This window comes from Acinetobacter sp. CIP 102129 (genome assembly GCF_000368305.1).
GTDB classification, from domain to species: Bacteria; Pseudomonadota; Gammaproteobacteria; order Pseudomonadales; family Moraxellaceae; genus Acinetobacter; species Acinetobacter parvus.
The window spans coordinates 997,301-1,017,553 of record NZ_KB849341.1 but is presented as its reverse complement, the minus strand read 5'-3'; the positions used below and the strand labels follow the sequence as shown (position 1 = coordinate 1,017,553).

The window sequence follows — 20,253 nt, the reverse complement described above, 5'->3', positions numbered from 1 at the left end:
TTGCTGTAGTGTCCTGATAAAGCATAAGGCAATGATGGAAAGGCTCGCAAGCCCAATATTTATCATCACAGGATTGAACGCTTATTCATGTCATGGCTTGACTAAATTGTCGCCTAATTCAATGTAAAAAGCCATCCGAAGATGGCTTTTTAAAAGGATTCTCAAGAATTAAAGAAAGCTTGGTAAATGACGGGCTGGATCCGTTTCACGGGCAGCCTGTGCGTCAGCAACGGTCATGCCAAGTGCTTTTGCAACTCCTTCACCATAGGCAGGGTGGCAGGCATGGCAGTTACGGATATGGCGATATTTGATGAAGTCCAGCGCATCGCCCATTGCACGGGCAGTATTGTCAAACAAGACCTGCTGTTGTTCAGGTGTCATCAGTTCAAACAGGGCACGAGGCTGGCTGAAATAGTCATGGTCATCTTCACGATAATCCCAGAAATCCGCATCACCATTGATTTTTAATGGGGGTTCCCTGTATTGGGGTTGTTCCTGCCACTGGTTAAAGCTGTTTGGCTCATAGTGTGGTAAACCACCATAGTTGGCATCAATACGGCCCTGACCATCACGGTGATTGCTGTGTACAGGGCAGCGTGCCGCATTGACTGGAATTTGCTGGTAGTTCACACCTAAACGGTAACGCTGTGCATCGGCATAGTTAAACAGGCGTGCCTGTAGCATACGGTCTGGTGAAGCACTGATACCAGGCACCAGATTGCTTGGGGCAAAGGCTGACTGCTCCACATCCAGGAAGAAGTTTTCAGGGTTGCGGTTCAGTTCAAATTCACCCACTTCAATCAATGGATAGTCACCATGCGGCCAAACTTTGGTCAGGTCGAATGGATGGTATGGTACTTTCTCTGCATCCTGTTCTGGCATAACCTGAACAAAAAGTGTCCATTTTGGATAATCACCATTTTCAATCGCATCAAATAAGTCACGTTGATGGCTTTCACGGTCTTTCCCTACGATGCTTTCGGCTTCAGCATCGGTCAGGTTTTTAATGCCCTGCTGGGTTCTAAAGTGGAATTTCACCCAGAAACGTTCATTGGCCGCATTGATGAAACTATAGGTGTGACTACTGAAACCATGCATATGACGGTAGCTGGCAGGAATACCACGGTCTGACATCACGATGGTGACTTGATGCAGTGCCTCTGGAAGCAGTGTCCAGAAATCCCAGTTGTTGGTTGCACTGCGCAAATTGGTTTTCGGGTCACGTTTGACCGCTTTGTTCAGGTCAGGGAATTTACGTGGATCACGTAGGAAGAATACAGGGGTGTTGTTGCCCACCATATCCCAGTTGCCTTCCTCTGTATAGAATTTTAACGCAAAACCGCGAATGTCCCGTTCTGCATCGGCCGCACCGCGTTCACCTGCAACGGTGGTAAAGCGGGCGAACATCTCGGTTTTCTTGCCGATTTCACTAAAAATCTTGGCGCGGGTGTATTGGGTAATGTCATGGGTGACGGTAAACGTACCAAATGCACCTGAACCCTTGGCATGCATACGGCGTTCAGGAATCACCTCACGGACAAAGTTGGCCAGTTTCTCATTCAGCCATAAGTCTTGGGCTAATAATGGTCCTCTCGCACCTGCTGTCATACTATTCTGGTTATCCACTACAGGTGCGCCAAAGTCTGTGGTTAAGTGGCTAAAAGGACATTTTTTATCGTCTTGGCTCATGTTTGTTCTCCATCAAGATGACCTGTGTAAACTCATCTTGACCATTTGACCGTTCTAAAAGATAGATGCTTGAATCAGCTCATATGCAAACTGGGTATCAAAATTTAGATGCCTGTACGGGATTTGCAATGATGATTGAACATCCTTTGTGTTTTTACTTTAGGTTGATGAAAGCTTTTTTTCCAATGGATTAAAGCTGATGCCGTAAATGTTTTATTCGATAAAAGCTGTATAAATATTAAATGTGGTACTGAGAATTGTTGGGCAATAAATTGTTAAAATTTTAAAAAATTCCCATTAAAATAACCAATTAAACGGAATTGAATAGTTCGTTAAGGGCAGTAGCTATTTATTTTTAGGCACTGACCAAACGATTGGATTTTACCATATCGGCCAAGCCGTGGGTTTTAAAGTAATGCTCAAGCCAGCTTTTAATGACCAGTGAGTTATTCATTTGCAGGACATTGTCCAGCAGCTGTTTGGCATCTGCCATTGGGACATGGCAAATAGCCTTTCTCACCCGCAGGATGTTGCTTGAACTCATGGAAAGTGTATTGAACCCCATCGCCATGAGCAGGATGGCGGTCAGGGGGTCGCCCGCCATTTCTCCGCATACACTAATCGGCTTCTGTTGCTGATGGCAGGCTTGAACAAGGTTTTGCAAAGCCCGCAGCACAGACGGATGAAAATGTGAATAGACATTGGCAACATGCGGGTTGTTACGGTCAACCGCAAGCAGGTATTGGGTCAGGTCGTTGGAACCTACAGAAAAAAAGTCCACCAACTCTGCAAATTCATCAATCTGGAACAGGACACTTGGAACCTCAACCATGATGCCGATTTTAGGTTTGGTGATCTTCACCTGTTCTTCTTCCTGAACCGCAATCCAGTCACGTTCCAGCAAATACAGGACTTCCTCCACCTCGCTGACACTGGTGACCATCGGCAGCAGGATATGTAGGTTATTCAAGCCGATGCTGGCCTTGAGCATGGCGCGAATCTGTGCGGAAAAGATTTCTGGATGGTCAAGGGTAAAGCGCACGCCACGCCAGCCTAGTGCCGAGTTTTCCTCTTCAATGCTAAAGTAGGGTAGGTCCTTATCCGCACCAATATCCAGCGTCCGCATAATCACAGGCTTGTTGGCAAAATGGATGAGCTGTTGACGATAGATGGCACGCTGCTCTTCCTCACCTGGGAAGCGCTCACGCAGCATGAATGGAATTTCACTACGGTATAGCCCCACACCCTTGGCACCGCGTTGAACGCCACGCACCACATCAATCATCAAACCTGTGTTGACGAACAATGGAATTTCCACCCCGTCAGGAGTAATGGCATCACGGGTTTCGTATTGCTTCAAATCTTTGGCAATCTGTTCTTCTTCTTTCTGGACTTCCTTATAGCGTTGACGGAGACGGCGCGGTGGATTGACAAAGACACGCCCCTGATAGGCATCGACAATCATCTCAATGTCATCCAGTGTGTTGATTGGCAGTTCGGTGACACCAACAACGGTTGGAATCCCCAGGGCACGTGCCACAATCACCATATGTGAATTGGCTGCACCTTCAGAGGTCACAATCGCCGCAATATTATCGACAGGCAGTTCAACCAGTGCCGCAGTGCTGATCTCCTCGCCAATCAGGATACTGTCAGGGCTGAGTTCACGATGGCTTGAATCCGCCTCCTGTAGGCAGGCTAAAATGCGCCGTCCCAAGTCCTTGAGGTCAGAAACCCGTTCGCGCAGGTAATCGTCCTCCATTTGTGCAAACAGTGCCACATGCTTGTCAATGACTTTGCGCACTGCACCCTGAGCCCAGCTACCTGTGCGGATATGGTCCTTGATTTCACTGGGTAATGCATTTTCATCCAGCATGCGCAGGAACACGCTGAATAACGCGCGTTCCTCTGACATGAGGGAATCCTGCATTTTTTCATCCAGAGACTGGATTTCCTTACGAACAGAGGCAATGGCCTGATCAAGCAATGCCAGCTCGTCACTGATGTCCTCAGCTTCACGATCTGGAATTGCGGTCAGGTCGGCAGGTGGATAGAGCACAATCGCCCGACCCAATGCGATACCACCCGCGCCAGAAACGCCCTGAAAGGTCTTGTAGGTGGAACCACTATTCGGTTTTCGGAAAACATCAATATTTCCGACTGCATGGGCATGGGCGATGACGCCAGAAAGCTGTGCGCACAGTGTGACAAGGAACGATTCAGCCGCCTCGCTAAAGTCCTGGGATTCCTTGTTCTGAACCACTAGAACGCCCATCACCTTGCGACGGTACATGACAGGTACGCCAAGGAATGAGTTAAACAGCTCTTCACCTGTTTCGGGTAAATAGGCAAAACGTTCGTGTTTTGGGGCATTGTCGAGGTTGACAATTTCCTCACGTTTTCCAACCAGGCCCACCAGACCTTCACCCACGCTTAAGGAAACGTGTCCAACCGCCTCAGGCTTTAGGCCCTTGGAGGCCATCAGCACATAACGCTTGTTGCGTTCATCCAGCAAATAAATCGAGCAGACATCGACATGCATGGCCTCAGCCACATGGTTGACCATAATGTCGAGGGAATCATGCAAACTGACGGACGCATTGATTTCCTGCACAATGCGTCTGAGCGTGTCGAGTTGCATGTTTGACATGAGGTGTCTGCTCCTGTTTATTGAATCGTTATATGCCTATTTATAACAGCTATATCGCTAAAAATCATTGCTTAAAATGATGATTTCGCGACAATTAACGCTGAGGTAACTGTAAACACAACTCCATCATGGCCTTGCGGTAAACATCACGCTTGAAGTTGACCACCTGACCCAATGGATACCAGTAACTCACCCATTGCCATTGATCAAATTCGGGTGGGTCTGACAGGTTTAGCTGGATATGGTGCGGCGATGCCGTCAACCTCAGTAAAAACCATTTTTGCTTTTGTCCAATACATACGGGATCTGAATCTGACCGAATGTACCGATGTGGCAAACGATAACGCAGCCAACCTTTAGTTTGCGCTATAATCTGGACGTGTTCGGGCAATAAACCGACTTCTTCTCTCAGTTCACGGTAAAGTGCCTGTTCAGGGGTTTCTCCAAACTGGATCCCTCCTTGTGGAAATTGCCAAGCATTGTGACCAATGCGTTTTGCCCATAAAACTTGTCCATCATCGTTTGCCAAAATGATCCCGACGTTGGGTCGGAAACCTTCTGAGTCGATCATTTGGCTACCTAAATTTTGTCTATATCGTTGACTTTGATCTCGGGGACAGTCACTCTTCACGTCCAACTCGAAAAAGGTCAAAGTAAAATGTTTAAATTGCTATGATCTTAACGAATTTTTAGTGACTTACGGAAATAGATTTACGTTTTTTTTCTTTAATTTGCATTTAAATGAGTATTTATATGAAATTGGCTTTGTTTGATTTAGATCACACCCTGTTAAATACCGATTCTGACCACTCATGGGGTGAGTTTTTGGTCAATGAAGCCCTGGTTGATCCTGTCCATCATCGCCAAATGAATGACAAGTTTTATGAAGACTATAAGGCAGGGCAGCTTGACCCGATTGCCTATAATGAATTTGTATTTGAATTCCTGACCAAACATGACAATGCCTATTTAATTGAACTACATCAGTTGTTTATGCAAAAAGTGATTCGCCCACAAATGCGCCCAAAAGGCTTTGATGCAATCAAGAAACATCAGGATTTGGGACATGCCATCGTTGGGATTACCGCAACCAGTGATTTTATTACCGCACCAATTTTCCGTGAGTTTGGCATTACTGAAATTATTGCCACCAATGCCGAGGTGCTTGAGGGTAAATATACGGGTAAGGTCACAGGCTTGCCATGCTACCAGAAAGGTAAGCTGGCACGTCTGGACCAATGGCTAGATGGTCGGATGGTTGAAGAATCGTGGGCCTATTCAGACTCGATTAATGACCGTTTCCTACTTGAATATGCCACCCATGCCATTGCAGTCAATCCTGATGATCGTTTGGAGAAGCTGGCACGCGAACAGGGCTGGGAAATTCAGGACTGGTCGATTTAATCAAAAAATATAGAAAAATGTTAAACATATTACAGTTTTAATATGTTTAACATGTTGAATAATAAGAAGATCAATAATTGGATATAAAAAATGCAAGAGTATCGTGATGAAACTGAACAAACTAAAAAACCAACCTGGCTAGATTATGTCGCCGAAGGTTGTGGGGAATTGATCGTACAACTTACATTATTAGGAATCTGTTTTTTAATTGGGAATGTTTATTTTGCCTATGTTGCTTTTGGCGTAGGTGCACTATTTCTAATTTTACCTTTTGCGATGTTAGTTTATTTTATAGCGAAAAAATATGTGAAAAAGCAAAGGCTAAACTATCAAAAAGCTCAGCAGAATGAGAAGTGAAAATATTTTGTTTTTAGGAAAGGTTTTTTTTGATATAAAAATGTTTTTGATAGGGGTAAATAATGAAAAAACAACAAATTGAATTGCCAGAGAAGTTGTGGAAAGAGCAAAGCATTGATTTAACCCGACACAGTTATCAAGGTCAGTTGCTGAGTAAACGTGATGGTTTCAAATTGGGCAAAACGCAACGCAAAAAAATTCCGCGTGAGCAATTATCACAATTGTCAGAACGACCAAAAGATACAACGGCTTTAATGATTTATGATTGGAGCAATCAGGGGCGTTTAGAAAAGCTTAAGCCCATTCGTGCCAAAAGGATGAGTGTGTCTCCATTTACCTTTTATCGTGGTATGCCTTCCCAGATGCTGTTTGATCAGGCATGGGAACAACATCATTCGGGTTTGTTCCAACAGATTTGTGGCGACTGTCATTTAAGTAATTTTGGTGGTTTTGCCAGTCCTGAACGTAATCTTCTTTTTGGAATCAATGATTTTGATGAGACCTTGGTTGCGCCATTTGAATGGGACTTGAAACGTTTGGCAACCAGTTTTTTGATTGCTGCACAAGATGTTGGGTTGGGCAACCGTGTAGGCTTAAAAGCCATTAAAACCATGTTGAATAGTTACCGTCAGCAGCTACTTGAAAATATGGAATTATCGCCATTACAGGTATGGTATGAGAAAGTTGATGCCAGTACATTGCTGGAAAATACGGAATGTCGAAAACTCAGAAAGAAAAGAGAGAAACATCTTGATTCAGCACAAAAGAGAAATGCCCACTCGGTTTTGCCTAAACTGACTCAACAGGACAAAGAGACAGGTTTCAGACATTTTATTGATGATGAACCTTTGCTTTGGCATCCAAAGCCAAATGAACCGTTCAGCAAGAATGTGGATGAATTTTTTAGACAGTATCGTGATTCATTGAAACATGATCGGCAGGTCCTATTTGACCGTTATCAACGTACCGATGTGGCATTCAAAGTGGTTGGGGTGGGGAGTGTGGGTACACGTTCAGCCATTGCACTGTTTCAGGATGCCGATCGTGAGCCGTTGATTTTGCAGATGAAAGAAGCCAACCCCTCTATTTTAAGTCCATTATTCCCTGAAAAAGTGAAGCATGAAGGCGAGCGTGTGGTGTATGGCCAGCAGTTGATGCAAGCTGCAAGCGATATTTTTCTTGGCTATTCCACCTTGGGGCAGCATTTCCATGTCCGCCAACTACGTGATATGAAGATTTCAGTCGACTTAACCGATATGGACGATGAGTATTTTCATGAATATGCGGAAAGTTGTGGTCTGGCTTTAGCCCATGCCCATGCCAAGGCGGGGAATGCCGATGTTTTGATGGGTTATCTGGGCGAGGGGAATACCATGGTGGAGGTTTTACAGGAATATGCCACACAGTCTATGGAACGGAATTTAAATGACTATCAGCATTTTATGAATGAGATTGCCGATGGTAGGATTCAGATTGCTGGAGATGAGGCACTTTAATCATCGGTATATTGCTACAGATGAATTGAAATAATTTAAAAGGTTTGTGAAAAAAATGTTTAAAAAAATGATGTCTGGTTTAAATATGCAAGGGGTAAACGTCGAAACACGTTTATATAATCCTACGTTACAGGCTGGTGAGACACTACACGGTGAAATTAATTTTACTGGTGGGTCAACGAATAAGGAAATTAATGGCTTATATCTAAAATTGATGACCATTGCAGAGGTTGAGTCTGGCGATCATGAATTTAATCAGGCTTTGGTGCTGGATCAGTGGTTGATTAGCTCGAAATTCTTGCTGGCTGCAAATGAGTCACATCATATTCCATTTACCATGGAAATCCCTCATGAAACCCCCATCACTGAAGTTTCCTGCCGACGTAATGGCGCTCGTGTATGGATTGAAACACACATGGATGTTGACTGGGGACTGGATTCAACCGATCGTGACTATTTAAAAGTGACCCCAACACCAGCGATGCAGGCTTTTTTACAGGCGATGCAACAATGTGGATTTGTTCTGTCGACTGTGGATGTTGAAAAAGGGCAACTTACCGCAAGAAATTTTAGATCAACGATAGGCTGTTACCAAGAGCTGGAATTTGTATCTTCAAACATGTTTAGCGGTTTTAATGAGGTTGAGGTATCCTTTGTTGCTGAAGCGCAGCAAACCCATATTATGCTGGAAATTGATCGTACCTTTCGCTCAGACCAGTTGCTTACGATGACCATATCAAACCATAATTTGGACGTGAATCAGATCACGCAGCAAGTTCGCCGTTTATTACAGATTGGATAAAAGATTGAACCTCCCTTTCTAATGGGAGGTTTTTTTGTCATCTTACTGTCATCTTTTCTTCTTAAGATTTAAGCATGAAAATAAAAATAAATCAGGAAGCACAGACTTCCAACAAGCTTGATGCATTAATTCAATTAAAACGCCATCAACCGCATATAAAAATACGCTGGATCATGTTACCCATCTTAGTCTTATTGGTCATGTATAGCTGGCAACAGCAGATCTTTAACGCTTGGGTTTTACTCCCATTAATATGGACAATTATTGTTTTAAACCATGTTTTGATCGCCAAGACTCGAAGGAATAAATTAGAGAAGATTGAGCAACTCAACATTGATCCAATATTTTGGAATAAATTAAAACAACAATATCCCGAACTGAGCTTAAAACAACGTCGGCTGATTGAACTTGGATTTAAGGATTATTTGGCATTACACGTGATGCAAAAACAAGCCTATGCCATGCCTTCACATGCAGTCGATGCTTTATGGCATGTGATGTTGCAATATCCGATCCAGTATCAGCAATTATGTGAGCAAACCATAGGTCGAATGTTGAATCATAGCCCTTATGACGGAACAACGAGACCAGAAGAACAAGCAAAGCAATTATTTGAAGCTTGGAAATATAGCTGTATGTTACATGGATATAATCCAAGGAATACGATGCAATTGCCACGACTATTTGCGGTTGATCAGGTGTTGGGTTGGGAAAATGGACAATCGTTTGAACTGGCGCAAATGACTAAAGATTTTGCAAAATATGTGCAAGATCAATCATCATCTTCATCCAGTTGTGGCAGTAGCTGTAGCAGTTGTGGCGGAGGCGGTGACTAACTTATCTTTAGCTAACCTAGCCAAGTTGCATCATATTGATTAATTCTTCCGCTGCTTTTGATTGGATTCGTGCAGGATGCCACACCATACCCAGTTGACGTTGCATATCGAGATTCAGATCAAGTTGTTTTAAATCCTGATTGAGTAAGGTCTTGGGTAGAACTGACCAACCCAAACCAATTGAGACCAACATCCGTATGGATTCTAACGGATTGTTGCTCATGGTAATTTTCGGTTTTAGCCCTTTCTTTTCAAATTCCGCCAGCGTGATCTGGCTGGTATAGGTATGTGAGGCGGGAAGCAGGCTTGGATAGGCAATCAGGTTTTCCAGACTCAGTTCTGTTTGCTGGGCTAAAGGATGAAAAGGGGAGGTTACAAAAACCAGAGGATCATTCCAGATGGTGACATAGTTGAGACGATCATCGCCAACAGGAGGCAGGGTTAAAAACGCCAGCTCCAGTTCACCTGCCAGAACTTGCTCATGCGCCTGTTCAGAATCAACAAAATGCACATCTAATGTCACTTGCGGAAATTGCTGTACAAAACGCTTTAGGGGTTCAGCAAGGTGGTGTAGGCCAATGTGGTGACTGGTGCCAATCTTTAAACGGCCTTGTACCTGTGATTGTTCATGGCTCAGCGTATGGTGAATTTCTCCAAGCTCATTCAGCCAGGTTCTCACTTTGGGTAAAAGGGAATGTGCTGCATGGGTCGGCTGAATACCACGTCCTGCGGATTCAAACAGTTTGACACCAAAATATTCTTCAAGCGTATGAATTCGTTTGGTCACCGCAGGTTGAGTAATAAATAATTGTTCTGCTGCAATTGAGATTGAACCTGTTTCCATGACTTTTAAAAATGCTTCAAATGCAGCAAGATTCATACAGACTTACTCAAATAACTTTAAAATAGGTGCTCAGATATTGAAGCGGAAAATTAGAAATAATTCCAAACTTTTTCATGGAAGAAAAAGGCAAAAGCTTGTACGGTTGGTTCAATTAAACTCAAGGTTGCAGCCATGATTAAATTGCCAGTAATCATATAGGCAACTATCATTGCAACACTAATATGCATGATGTAGTAACTCAAGGTTTTTTTTAAAGTCCGTTGATTGTTAATCACGAATTGCTGAATGTTTGCCATATCGCTCACCCTTTCAAACTCTACTTGATTAAATAATAATGATTATCATTTAAAAAGTAAAAAAGAAATTTCTCCTCTTGATGATCGAACTTTTAGATAGCTAAGGATTTATCTCTTTTATTGAAAAATTGATGCACAAATGAATTATGTATTCCAGAAAGTTTAATAACTAATAAAAATGATAAATTAGATTTATGTGAAAGCATTGCTATAATAAATTTAAGATTTAGTTACCCAGTCCTATGACAAGCACGTTGGAGAGCGACGACATGGCAGGCAAGACATTATATGACAAATTATGGGATGACCATTTAGTTAAGCAGCGTGATGATGGTTCAAGCTTGATTTATATTGATCGTCATTTATTACATGAAGTGACTAGCCCTCAAGCATTTGAAGGCTTACAACTTGCTGATCGTCAGCCATGGCGTTTAAGTGCCAATGTCGCAACACCTGATCATAACGTTCCGACCTCTAAAAAAGAGCGTGAGCAAGGTATTGCTGGGATTGAGGATGATACGTCTCGTATTCAGGTTCAAACTTTAGATGATAACTGTAAAACATTTAATATCGTTGAATTTGGTATCAATGATATCCGTCAGGGTATTGCGCACGTAGTTGGGCCAGAGCAGGGTTTGACATTGCCTGGCATGACGGTGGTGTGTGGTGATTCACATACTGCAACACATGGTGCTTTTGGCTGTTTGGCACATGGTATTGGAACTTCTGAAGTTGAACATGTGTTAGCAACTCAATGTTTAGTACAGAAAAAATCGAAAAACATGCTTGTTCGTGTTGATGGCGTATTAGGCAAAGGCGTGACGTCGAAAGATGTTGTTTTAGCGATTATTGGCAAAATCGGTACTGCTGGCGGCACAGGCTATGCGATTGAGTTTGGTGGTCAGGTGTTCCGTGATATGTCGATCGAAGGACGTATGACTGTTTGTAACATGGCAATCGAAGCGGGTGCGCGCGTAGGTATGGTCGCTGTTGATGACAAAACCATCGCTTATGTGAAAGATCGTAACTATGCGCCTAAAGGTGAGCAGTGGGATCAAGCGGTAGAATATTGGAATACCTTACACTCAGACGAAGATGCTGTATTTGATGCGGTAGTCGTATTGAATGGTGCTGAGATTGAGCCACAAGTTTCTTGGGGAACATCTCCAGAAATGGTGATCCCTGTTTCGCAAGCAGTACCGACTTTAGAACAAGCAAAAGATGATGTTCAACGTAATGACTGGACTCGTGCTTATCAATATATGGGTTTAACTGCTGGTCAAGCATTGTCTGATATTCAATTGGATCGTGTCTTTATTGGTTCATGTACCAATTCTCGTATTGAAGATATTCGTGCTGCGGCAGATGTCGTGAAAGGGCGTAAAGTTGCATCTAGTATTAAACAGGCCATGATCGTTCCGGGTTCAGGTTTGGTGAAGCAACAAGCAGAACAAGAAGGCTTGGATCAAATTTTCTTAGACGCTGGTTTTGAATGGCGTGAGCCAGGTTGTTCAATGTGCTTAGCAATGAACGCTGATAAATTACAACCAGGTGAACATTGTGCATCTACTTCGAATCGTAATTTTGAAGGTCGTCAGGGTAACGGTGGTCGTACACATTTGGTGAGCCCTGCAATGGCTGCAGCGGCTGCAATCGCAGGTCACTTTGTTGATGTACGTTCATTCTAAAGGAGCAAAATAATGAAAAAATACACTGTAGAACAAGGTGTTGTTGCACCTTTAGATCGTGCCAATGTTGATACTGATTTAATCATTCCAAAACAGTTTTTGAAGTCAATTAAACGCACAGGTTTTGGCGATAACTTATTTGATGAATTGCGTTATTTAGATGAAGGTTATTTAGGGCAGGACATTAGCAAACGTCCGATTAACCCTGAATTTGTGTTGAATAAACCGCGTTATCAAGGTTCAACGATTTTATTGGCACGCACGAACTTTGGTTGTGGTTCAAGCCGTGAGCACGCACCTTGGGCATTGAATGAGTATGGTTTCCGTACCGTGATCGCGCCAAGCTTTGCAGATATTTTCTTTAACAACTGCTTCAAGAATGGCATGTTGCCTGTGATTTTATCTGAAGAGATTGTTGATCAGTTATTCAAGGAATGTGCTGAAACTGAGGGTTATCAATTGACCATCGATTTAGAGGCGCAAGAAGTACGTACGCCAACAGGTGAAGCATTTAAATTTGAAATTGATTCATTCCGTAAGCACTGCCTATTAAATGGTTTGGATGATATTGGCTTAACTTTACAAGTGGCAGATGATATTCGTGCTTTCGAAGCCAAGGCAAAACGAGTACGTCCTTGGGTATTTCAGGAAATAAAGGCCTAGTTTTTTGTTGACTGGAGATACCTGAATGTCTGGGGACATTTTAAATATAGTCATAGCGCAGACATTGAACTCTTGCTAACATGCTAGCGAATAATATTTGCTTGCATGTGTGCATGTTATGAGGGCTGGGCTTGAATAATGAAAAGAAGACTCGCTTACAGTATTTTGCTGTGTTTAGGTCTTGCGACAACTTTAACGGCATGTCAAAACGCGCCGACTGTTGTTGATCAGGTTCGAATTGCACAGACCACATTGGAAAATAAAGTGAATAATGCAACTTTATATTGTTCAGGGACTGAGAGTTGTGAGTTTGAGCGAATCAATGACATTGTTGTGATGGATGCGAAATCGCACCGTATCAGTCGGCAGGCAATGGAACATGGCATCATCCGTCTGGATGGTTCGGTTTTCAGCCGAAAACAGCAGGTCTATTTAAGTATACCTGCCAAGCAATATGAGGTTGTGATTCGTTTCTATCCAATTTCTCTAGACCGCGCCGAGATATTCCATGTGATTCACGAGTTCAAGCCGCATCAGCGCTACACCTTTAAAATGTATCGGGACAGGGAAAAACGCTCAGGTAGTTTGTTGAATGTATCTGCACCTGAACCCTTATGTGTGGATTTACAGCAAGAACAGCATACCATTCGCCGCTTCTGTCGCCCATATGATGTGAGCACAGGTTTGGGTGAATTTGTTGAGAAAAAGATTTAATCGGCTTGCAGTATGAACGCTGCATATATGAAACTGGAAGAATAAATGTCTAAACATATTTTAATTTTAGCAGGCGATGGTATCGGTCCTGAGATTGTTGGTGCAGCTGAGCAAGTACTAACTAAGGTCAATCAGAAATTTAATTTAGGTTTGACATGGGAACAGGGTTTGTTGGGTGGTTCTGCGATTGATGCACATGGGGAACCTTACCCAGCTGTCACCAGTGAGCAGGCGAAAAAAGCCGATGCAATCTTGTTGGGCGCGGTTGGTGGGCCTAAATGGGATACCATTGAACGTTCAATCCGTCCAGAGCGTGGCTTGTTAAAAATCCGCAGCGAATTGAACCTGTTTGCCAACCTGCGTCCTGCAATCCTTTATCCACAATTGGCGGGCGCTTCAAGTCTGAAGCCAGAAATTGTTGCTGGTCTGGATATCCTGATTGTACGTGAGCTTACAGGTGGTATCTACTTCGGTCAGCCACGTGGTATTCGTGAACTGGAAAATGGTGAAAAGCAAGGCTATAACACTGATGTTTATTCAGAAAGTGAGATCAAGCGTATTGCCAAGGTGGCGTTTGAGCTTGCAGGTCTGCGTGGTGGCAAGGTGTGTTCAGTTGACAAGGCAAATGTCCTTGAAGTGACTGAATTGTGGAAGCAAGCCGTAACTGACTTGCAGCAGGCACAATATCCAGATATCCAGTTGTCACATATGTATGTGGACAATGCAGCGATGCAGTTAGTACGTGCACCAAAGCAGTTTGATGTGATCGTCACAGGTAATTTATTTGGTGATATCTTATCTGACGAAGCAGCAATGTTGACAGGTTCGATCGGCATGTTGCCTTCTGCATCTTTAGATGAAAATGGTAAAGGCATGTATGAGCCATGTCATGGTTCTGCACCAGATATTGCTGGTCAAAATGTTGCTAATCCATTGGCAACTATTCTTTCAGTTGCGATGATGTTACGTTATACCTTCCGTGAAGAAGATGCAGCAAAAGCAATTGAATATGCTGTAGGTCAAGTATTGGATCAAGGTTTGCGTACAGCAGATATTATGTCTGAAGGCATGACAAAAGTTGGCACAGATGCTATGGGTGAAGCTGTAGTTTCAGCACTAAACTAAGTGTTATAGCCAATTTAAAACGCAGCTTAGGCTGCGTTTTTTATAACTCAATGCAATAGGCGAACTAACACACCTTGCCTTCATAGCGAATAGAGCGAGCAATTTGTTGTTGGTCTAGCTCAAAAATGATATGACATTTTAAATTGAGATCATAATTACTATCTGTATTGCCAGCACTTTGAATTGGTATATTTTGAGCACCAAGTCCAGCCGATTGAGCGGTTGGAGTAGGAATACGAATTCGGCGAATGACAGTGTAAATTAGCTGACTGCTTTGTTTGATTGGCTGGGCGATAGTCTGAAAACCTAGAGGTTTTAAATCGAACTGCTGTTGGATTATGATTGCAGATTGCCCAATAAAAAGTTGTAAATAATTAGGTAGGCTGGTTCGATTTTGGTATGCAGTGGTACATGCTTGTAAAGATAATATGATTAGAAATTATAAATACTTAATTTTTCCATTTTGATCTATTTTTATTCAATTCTTAAATTATGTTGGTGGCAAGTTCATTTGTATGAACTGACAAAAATATACAAACTAGTCTATTTTAGGCAATATTCAATTGAGTTCAAATGTGCTTAGATAGATCGCAAATAAGCGATTGAGAAAACTTGATGCACAAATTTATATTTGGGCTGATGTGTGGCGCTTTAGCAACATTCAGTCATGCAGATAATTGTGATAAGGCACGCAATACGTATGATGATATTTACTGTACTAATAAAATTTATGCCAGTGCCGATGCTGACTTAAATAAGAATTATCAGAAGTTACGCCAGCAGCTCAATGAGACACAACAAAAGATTCTAAAAAAGGCACAGCTCGTATGGATACGTCATCGCGACGCAAGCTGTACAGATTCACAGCAGAACAGTGTTGATGTGCAATGCCGCCTGACCACAACACAGGAACGCAATCACTGGTTGCTGGAACGTCTACGTGAGTGCCAAACCGTGGGATGTAAAACCACACGTTTAACTGAATAATCCCTTGTTTATGCACCTAAAAAAAGCCACATATTGATGTGGCTTTTTTGCATTCACTAATTCTTAGCGTGCACGGTAAGTGATACGACCCTTGGTTAAGTCATAAGGTGTCATTTCAACTTTTACGCTGTCGCCTGTCAAAATACGGATATAGTGTTTACGCATTTTACCAGAAATGTGAGCAATAACTTCGTGACCGTTTTCTAGACGTACACGGAACATCGTATTAGGAAGCGTTTCGGTGACAACGCCTTCGAACTCAATGAGTTCCTCTTTATTGGCCATGGCCTACCTGATGATCAAATTGGAAAGGGGCAAATTATAGTCAATTTATTTGAATTTTACAAGGTGAAGTTGCAGCAAAGCTTTGAGTAATCATTTGGAAAAAACTGTCAGACAATCGACGAATTTTTTTAACAAAAGAAGCAGAATAGTGTTGTCAGTTTGGTCAATCAACGTTAATCTAAATTTAGTGTTATTGTCATAATAAAGTATCTACAGGGAAGGGCACTGCGTGGGTCAGTTAACAGATGCATCAGTTGTATTACGCTTTGGGTATCAGGCGATTCGTAAAGCTGGATTACCAACTGAAGAGATTTTAACAAAGGCAGGTGTGGCACTCAATCAGGTTGATACAAACGCCAGAACACCATTAAGTGCGCAAAATGCATTCTGGATTGCGGCACAGGAAGTCAGCAATGATCCTGATATTGGTTTACACTTGGGTGAGCATCTGCCACTTTATCGCGGGCAGGTGATCGAACATCTATTTATCAGTAGTGAAACCTTTGGGGAGGGTCTAAAACGTGCTCTGGCTTATCAGCGTCTGATTAGTGATGCCTTTGATGCCAAACTGGTGATTCAGGATGGACGCTGTTATTTAAGCAATGGCGAACAGTACTGGTCTGACAATCTGGTCAATCGCCATTTTTCTGAATGTGCGATGTCAGGTATTCTTCGTTTCTTTAAATTCATTACCGAAGGGCAGTTTCAGCCAATCTACATTGACTTCAACTTCAATGAAGGTGCGGATGATGATGAATATTTTCGGGTGTATGGTTGCCCTGTCAGTCTGGGTCAAAAAGAAACCCGCCTTTATTTTGATGATGCCGTGCTTGATTATCCATTATGGCAAGCTGAACCTGAATTACTGCAGCTGCATGAACAGCTTGCGATTGAGAAGTTGCAGGAACTGGCTCGATACGATTTAGTGGGTGAGGTACGCCGTGCCATTGGTTCGACACTGGAAAGTGGTGAAACCACATTGGAAACTGTTGCGGCACAACTCAATATTACCCCACGCCGTTTGCGTACCCAGTTGAGTGAAGCCAATACCAGCTTTCAGCAGATTCTTTCTGACTATCGCTGTCGTTTGGCGAAGAGGCTGCTGGCGAGCACCAATGAAAGTGTGGAGCGAATCGTTTATTTAACAGGGTTCTCCGAGCCAAGTACGTTCTACCGTGCTTTTAAGCGCTGGACCAATGAAACGCCAGTGGAATATCGTAAACGCAAACAACGCTAGATTTTTTAAAATGGCCAGGTCTTATCTTTTATTGATAGGGCTTTTTATTCAGGCAGGTTTAACCACTGTGGACCTAATGGTGGCTGTGGCAAGTCAAATTCTTCAGGGTAATAGGCCTGAATAAAGTAAAGTCCGTCAGGCGGTGCAGTAATACCAGCAGCTTTACGGTCCTGTGCAGCGAACATGGTGTCAATATGCTCAATCTCATATAGGCCCTGTCCAATCTCCAGTAAACAACCCATGATATTTCGTACCATATGGTGTAGGAAACCGTCTGCCTGAATATCAAGAACTAAATAACGGCCATGTTCAAATAGACGACAATGCTTTACATGGCGTACAGGCTGGTTTGACTGGCAGGCCGCTGCACGGAATGACTCAAAATTATGCGTACCTTCAAACTTGGACGCTGCCGCAATCATTTTCTCTGCATTTAACGCATAATAGATATGGGTAACCTGTTTATTTAGTAATGCTGGGCGATGAGGGGCATTATACACGACATAGCGATAACGACGTGCAGTCGCCTTGAAACGTGCATGAAAATTTTCATCCATGCACTTGATCCACTGAATTGAAATATCCTTTGGAAGCTGGCTGTTCGCACCCATCAGCCAACCGCGTTCAGGGCGGACTGCCTCAGTGTCAAAATGGGCAACCATATTGGTGGCATGCACGCCTGCATCGGTACGTCCAGCACCATGTAGTAGGACAGGTGCATTGGCAATTTTGCTGAGAACTTTCTCAATGGTTTCCTGAACACTTGCAACGCCTGCCTGTTGGGTTTGCCAGCCACGGTATTGAGTACCACAAAATTCAATACCAATTGCATAACGTTGCATATTTAAACCTCAGTGCTAATGATGATGCCAATGTTCAAAGCGTTGATCATGGGTCGGGTATTTTAAATACATTTGCAATGTTTTTGCATATAAATCGGCATGACTGTGGCAATCATTGATTAAAACCCTGGCAGATTGCATCCATGAGCTGACCGCATAACGCTGGTCAAGTTGGCCAAAAGTAACCTGACTGCTGACAATGGTCAGGCACTTTTGATGATATAGATCTTCAAACAAGGCCAAAATCTTATCATTGACAGCGATATTGCCTGTTCCAAAACCTTGCAGCACCAAAAAATGTGGGGGTGCAGCCAGAATGTTTTTGAGTTGTAAGATTAGTTGCTGTTGCGGTATTGGCTGTAGCATGAGGTTAAGCACACACAGTTGTGCAGCCTGTGTAATGTGATCATCTTTTACAATAAACTGATGGGTAGATGTCAGGCATTCTTTGGTAGCAGGGATTCCTGTAAAAGCATCCAGTTCGGTTGTGTGTACTTTCAATGTGGTTTGAGCATGAAAAACCTGTTGGTGGAAAGCAAGATATACACCCGCAGGGAGTTTTAGTACCTGTTCCAGTGCCAAATACAGATTTCCAAGCGCATCGGTAAATTCCCGTGTGTCATTTCCGTCAATATTCAGTAGCGGATACTGGCTTCCTGTAATGATTGCATGGCATGAATCTCCTAGAAAACGGGCAAGTGTTGCCGCAGCATAACTTAGTGTGTCTGTACCATGAATAATCACGAAATATTGGTAATTGTTGTGCTGTAATTGCTGAATCTGTTGTATCAGTTGCAGCCAGTCCACTGCTGTGCATGCACTGCTGTCCTTAATGCTAGGAGCTGCGAAACATTCAACCTGTAAATGGGGGGGGATAATCTTTTCCAGCAAAGGTAAAAAGGCTTGTTCGGGCATTGGCATAAGTGGTTCGCCAATACAGCCAAATGTACCACCCATATAAATCAAAGCAATTTTTTGCATAATCAGAATTTTTGGTATAAAAAAAGCAGTCTATAAGACTGCTTATATTAGACGGATCAAATTCAGGAAGCTATTTTATTGAGTAACTTTTCTGAACGTTGTTGTTGCTCCGCATTTAGAAGCGCTTGGCTGTTCTTTAACAGTTCCCGTGCTGACTCATAGGCACCGAGCTCAATATATTGTTCAGCCAGTTCAAGGTTAAGCTGTGCTTCATCAAGCTGTTGCAGATCAGGGAATGATTGGGCCAAAGGATCATTGCCAGTTGCGGGTGTTTGCGGTGCGGGTTCAATAAATGCTGTTTTAGGTTGAGTCTGGGTAATTGTCTCTGTAACATCAAAGGTGAACTCGGTTTTTTCAGCCGCAGCTGGCGTCTCTACTTTATTCTCAGATGGCTCAAAATTAAAATCCAGGCTTGGGGCTGGAATATCGTCTGACTTGGTTTCAGTCTGGTTTGAACCGACTTCCAGACTGGATAGGTCGAAGTTTAATTCTGGCTTGCTCTCTATAGTTTTTGTTTCTTCAACTGCTGGAGAGGTGGTGCTTGGTTCTAAATTGAATGAGAATTCAAGTGGTTGCTGTTGTTCTTTTGTCTCAACGGGTTCAGCTACAGGACTCGGCTCAGCACTTTCTTTCTGTTCAAAAGAAAAGTTGAAATCCAGAGGTTGAACTTCAGGAACTTGTTCAGCAGGTTTCTCCTGTTCAGCAGGTGTGCTGTATTCAGACTGTAAATCATCAAAAGACTGTGTTGCTGGGGTTTGAACCAGTGCATCAAAATCAGCGGTATTGTTCTGAACAGGAGGTACAGCAGGTGTATGCGGTTGTTGAAAATTACTTGGGCTAAACTCAATTGAGTCAGGCTGTCTGTTTCTTTCGTATTCACGGTGTTTTGCTTCAGCGGCTTGCGCAATATCTTCGAGTTTTAAGGCATGGACATGCTTGATCAACTGATCAGCGGCAAAATCATCTTTTTGTGCCAAATGAAGATCAAGTAGGAACAGGTACAGCTCATGCTGGGTATTATCCTGTTTTAAGGCCTGATTGATCTGTGCCTCAGCAGTCTGGTAGTTGCCACTTTGAATTTGCTGTTCAAGTTTCTGGCGCAGGCTGTCTGGAATCGGGTTCGTGGATTGTGGGGCGGCTTTCTGCTCTTCACGTGCCAGTGTTGTACGTGAAACTTTTTTTGTAGCTGCTGTTTTAGCTGTCTTGCTAGCACCTTTTTTGGATGCTGTATTGCTTTGATTGTCACCCCGTTTTTTTAAAACGACTGCAACAACCAGTACGACGACTAGCAGTACAATTATTATAGTTGACATGATCCATACCCCTTGAAGATAGAGCCGCTTTTGTGCAAATTTAT

21 protein-coding genes are annotated in these 20,253 nt (G+C 43.0%); 11 read left to right on the top strand and 10 right to left on the bottom strand.

Annotated elements, in window-relative coordinates; genetic code table 11:
* Positions 1 to 168: 168 nt before the first annotated feature.
* The 3 genes from F973_RS12895 to F973_RS12885 all read right to left on the bottom strand — a co-directional run bounded on the left by F973_RS12895 (position 169) and on the right by F973_RS12885 (position 4,910).
* On the bottom strand, positions 169 to 1,689 hold the full coding sequence (locus F973_RS12895; RefSeq protein WP_004762196.1) for a catalase: 1,521 nt from the start codon (positions 1,687 to 1,689) through the stop codon (positions 169 to 171).
* 355 nt (positions 1,690 to 2,044) lie between these two features.
* The gene (gene ptsP, locus F973_RS12890; protein WP_004762195.1) at positions 2,045 to 4,339 is read right to left on the bottom strand and encodes a phosphoenolpyruvate--protein phosphotransferase; all 2,295 of its coding nucleotides are present in this window, start codon (positions 4,337 to 4,339) and stop codon (positions 2,045 to 2,047) included.
* Positions 4,340 to 4,433: 94 nt separating this feature from the next.
* A complete protein-coding gene (locus F973_RS12885; RefSeq protein WP_004674529.1) occupies positions 4,434 to 4,910 on the bottom strand; it encodes an RNA pyrophosphohydrolase in 477 nt (158 codons plus the stop codon).
* A 182-nt stretch (positions 4,911 to 5,092) separates the two neighbouring features.
* On the opposite strand from F973_RS12885, the gene F973_RS12880 reads away from it, so the two are divergent.
* From F973_RS12880 to F973_RS12860, 5 genes are all read left to right on the top strand, one after another.
* Positions 5,093 to 5,743 (top strand): HAD family hydrolase, encoded by a 651-nt coding sequence (locus F973_RS12880; protein WP_004762194.1) that lies wholly within the window; start codon positions 5,093 to 5,095, stop codon positions 5,741 to 5,743.
* 90 nt (positions 5,744 to 5,833) lie between these two features.
* Positions 5,834 to 6,100 (top strand): hypothetical protein, encoded by a 267-nt coding sequence (locus tag F973_RS12875; RefSeq protein ID WP_004680584.1) that lies wholly within the window; start codon positions 5,834 to 5,836, stop codon positions 6,098 to 6,100.
* 59 nt (positions 6,101 to 6,159) lie between these two features.
* On the top strand, positions 6,160 to 7,596 hold the full coding sequence (locus F973_RS12870; protein WP_171062363.1) for a DUF2252 domain-containing protein: 1,437 nt from the start codon (positions 6,160 to 6,162) through the stop codon (positions 7,594 to 7,596).
* Between the two features lie 55 nt (positions 7,597 to 7,651).
* Positions 7,652 to 8,398: a sporulation protein gene (locus tag F973_RS12865; protein WP_004762192.1), complete on the top strand. Its 747-nt coding sequence runs from the start codon at positions 7,652 to 7,654 to the stop codon at positions 8,396 to 8,398.
* A gap of 74 nt (positions 8,399 to 8,472) precedes the next feature.
* Positions 8,473 to 9,234 (top strand): glycine-rich domain-containing protein, encoded by a 762-nt coding sequence (locus F973_RS12860; RefSeq protein ID WP_004762191.1) that lies wholly within the window; start codon positions 8,473 to 8,475, stop codon positions 9,232 to 9,234.
* A gap of 16 nt (positions 9,235 to 9,250) precedes the next feature.
* On the opposite strand, the gene F973_RS12855 is transcribed toward F973_RS12860, so the two are convergent.
* Both F973_RS12855 and F973_RS12850 read right to left on the bottom strand, forming a co-directional pair.
* Entirely contained in the window at positions 9,251 to 10,114 is an 864-nt protein-coding gene (locus F973_RS12855; RefSeq protein WP_004762190.1) for a LysR family transcriptional regulator, read from the bottom strand.
* A gap of 53 nt (positions 10,115 to 10,167) precedes the next feature.
* Positions 10,168 to 10,374 carry a DUF2061 domain-containing protein gene (locus F973_RS12850; protein ID WP_004674543.1) on the bottom strand — a complete coding sequence of 69 codons (207 nt, stop codon included), beginning with the start codon at positions 10,372 to 10,374 and terminating at the stop codon, positions 10,168 to 10,170.
* Between the two features lie 269 nt (positions 10,375 to 10,643).
* Between F973_RS12850 and leuC the strand changes: the two genes are divergently transcribed.
* The 4 genes from leuC to leuB all read left to right on the top strand — a co-directional run bounded on the left by leuC (position 10,644) and on the right by leuB (position 14,564).
* Positions 10,644 to 12,062, top strand: coding sequence for a 3-isopropylmalate dehydratase large subunit (gene leuC, locus F973_RS12845; protein WP_004659116.1), 1,419 nt, complete (start codon positions 10,644 to 10,646; stop codon positions 12,060 to 12,062).
* A gap of 12 nt (positions 12,063 to 12,074) precedes the next feature.
* Entirely contained in the window at positions 12,075 to 12,725 is a 651-nt protein-coding gene (gene leuD / locus F973_RS12840) for a 3-isopropylmalate dehydratase small subunit (protein ID WP_004762188.1), read from the top strand.
* A gap of 138 nt (positions 12,726 to 12,863) precedes the next feature.
* A complete protein-coding gene (locus tag F973_RS12835; protein WP_004762186.1) occupies positions 12,864 to 13,439 on the top strand; it encodes a hypothetical protein in 576 nt (191 codons plus the stop codon).
* A 45-nt stretch (positions 13,440 to 13,484) separates the two neighbouring features.
* The gene (gene leuB / locus F973_RS12830; RefSeq protein ID WP_004762185.1) at positions 13,485 to 14,564 is read left to right on the top strand and encodes a 3-isopropylmalate dehydrogenase; all 1,080 of its coding nucleotides are present in this window, start codon (positions 13,485 to 13,487) and stop codon (positions 14,562 to 14,564) included.
* Between the two features lie 64 nt (positions 14,565 to 14,628).
* Here leuB and F973_RS15705 read toward each other — a convergent pair whose 3' ends face one another.
* The gene (locus F973_RS15705; protein ID WP_081399026.1) at positions 14,629 to 14,997 is read right to left on the bottom strand and encodes a hypothetical protein; all 369 of its coding nucleotides are present in this window, start codon (positions 14,995 to 14,997) and stop codon (positions 14,629 to 14,631) included.
* Between the two features lie 182 nt (positions 14,998 to 15,179).
* On the opposite strand from F973_RS15705, the gene F973_RS12825 reads away from it, so the two are divergent.
* On the top strand, positions 15,180 to 15,551 hold the full coding sequence (locus F973_RS12825) for a lysozyme inhibitor LprI family protein (RefSeq protein WP_004762183.1): 372 nt from the start codon (positions 15,180 to 15,182) through the stop codon (positions 15,549 to 15,551).
* A gap of 63 nt (positions 15,552 to 15,614) precedes the next feature.
* Here F973_RS12825 and infA read toward each other — a convergent pair whose 3' ends face one another.
* Positions 15,615 to 15,836 (bottom strand): translation initiation factor IF-1, encoded by a 222-nt coding sequence (gene infA, locus F973_RS12820; protein WP_001284370.1) that lies wholly within the window; start codon positions 15,834 to 15,836, stop codon positions 15,615 to 15,617.
* A 229-nt stretch (positions 15,837 to 16,065) separates the two neighbouring features.
* On the opposite strand from infA, the gene F973_RS12815 reads away from it, so the two are divergent.
* Positions 16,066 to 17,073 carry an AraC family transcriptional regulator gene (locus F973_RS12815; RefSeq protein WP_004762182.1) on the top strand — a complete coding sequence of 336 codons (1,008 nt, stop codon included), beginning with the start codon at positions 16,066 to 16,068 and terminating at the stop codon, positions 17,071 to 17,073.
* 44 nt (positions 17,074 to 17,117) lie between these two features.
* Here F973_RS12815 and truA read toward each other — a convergent pair whose 3' ends face one another.
* The 3 genes from truA to F973_RS12800 all read right to left on the bottom strand — a co-directional run bounded on the left by truA (position 17,118) and on the right by F973_RS12800 (position 20,209).
* Positions 17,118 to 17,915: a tRNA pseudouridine(38-40) synthase TruA gene (truA, locus tag F973_RS12810; protein WP_004762181.1), complete on the bottom strand. Its 798-nt coding sequence runs from the start codon at positions 17,913 to 17,915 to the stop codon at positions 17,118 to 17,120.
* Between the two features lie 15 nt (positions 17,916 to 17,930).
* Complete coding sequence (locus F973_RS12805) at positions 17,931 to 18,896, bottom strand: asparaginase domain-containing protein (protein ID WP_004762180.1); 966 nt, start codon at positions 18,894 to 18,896, stop codon at positions 17,931 to 17,933.
* Between the two features lie 62 nt (positions 18,897 to 18,958).
* Positions 18,959 to 20,209 carry a hypothetical protein gene (locus F973_RS12800; protein WP_004762179.1) on the bottom strand — a complete coding sequence of 417 codons (1,251 nt, stop codon included), beginning with the start codon at positions 20,207 to 20,209 and terminating at the stop codon, positions 18,959 to 18,961.
* Positions 20,210 to 20,253 lie beyond the last annotated feature (44 nt).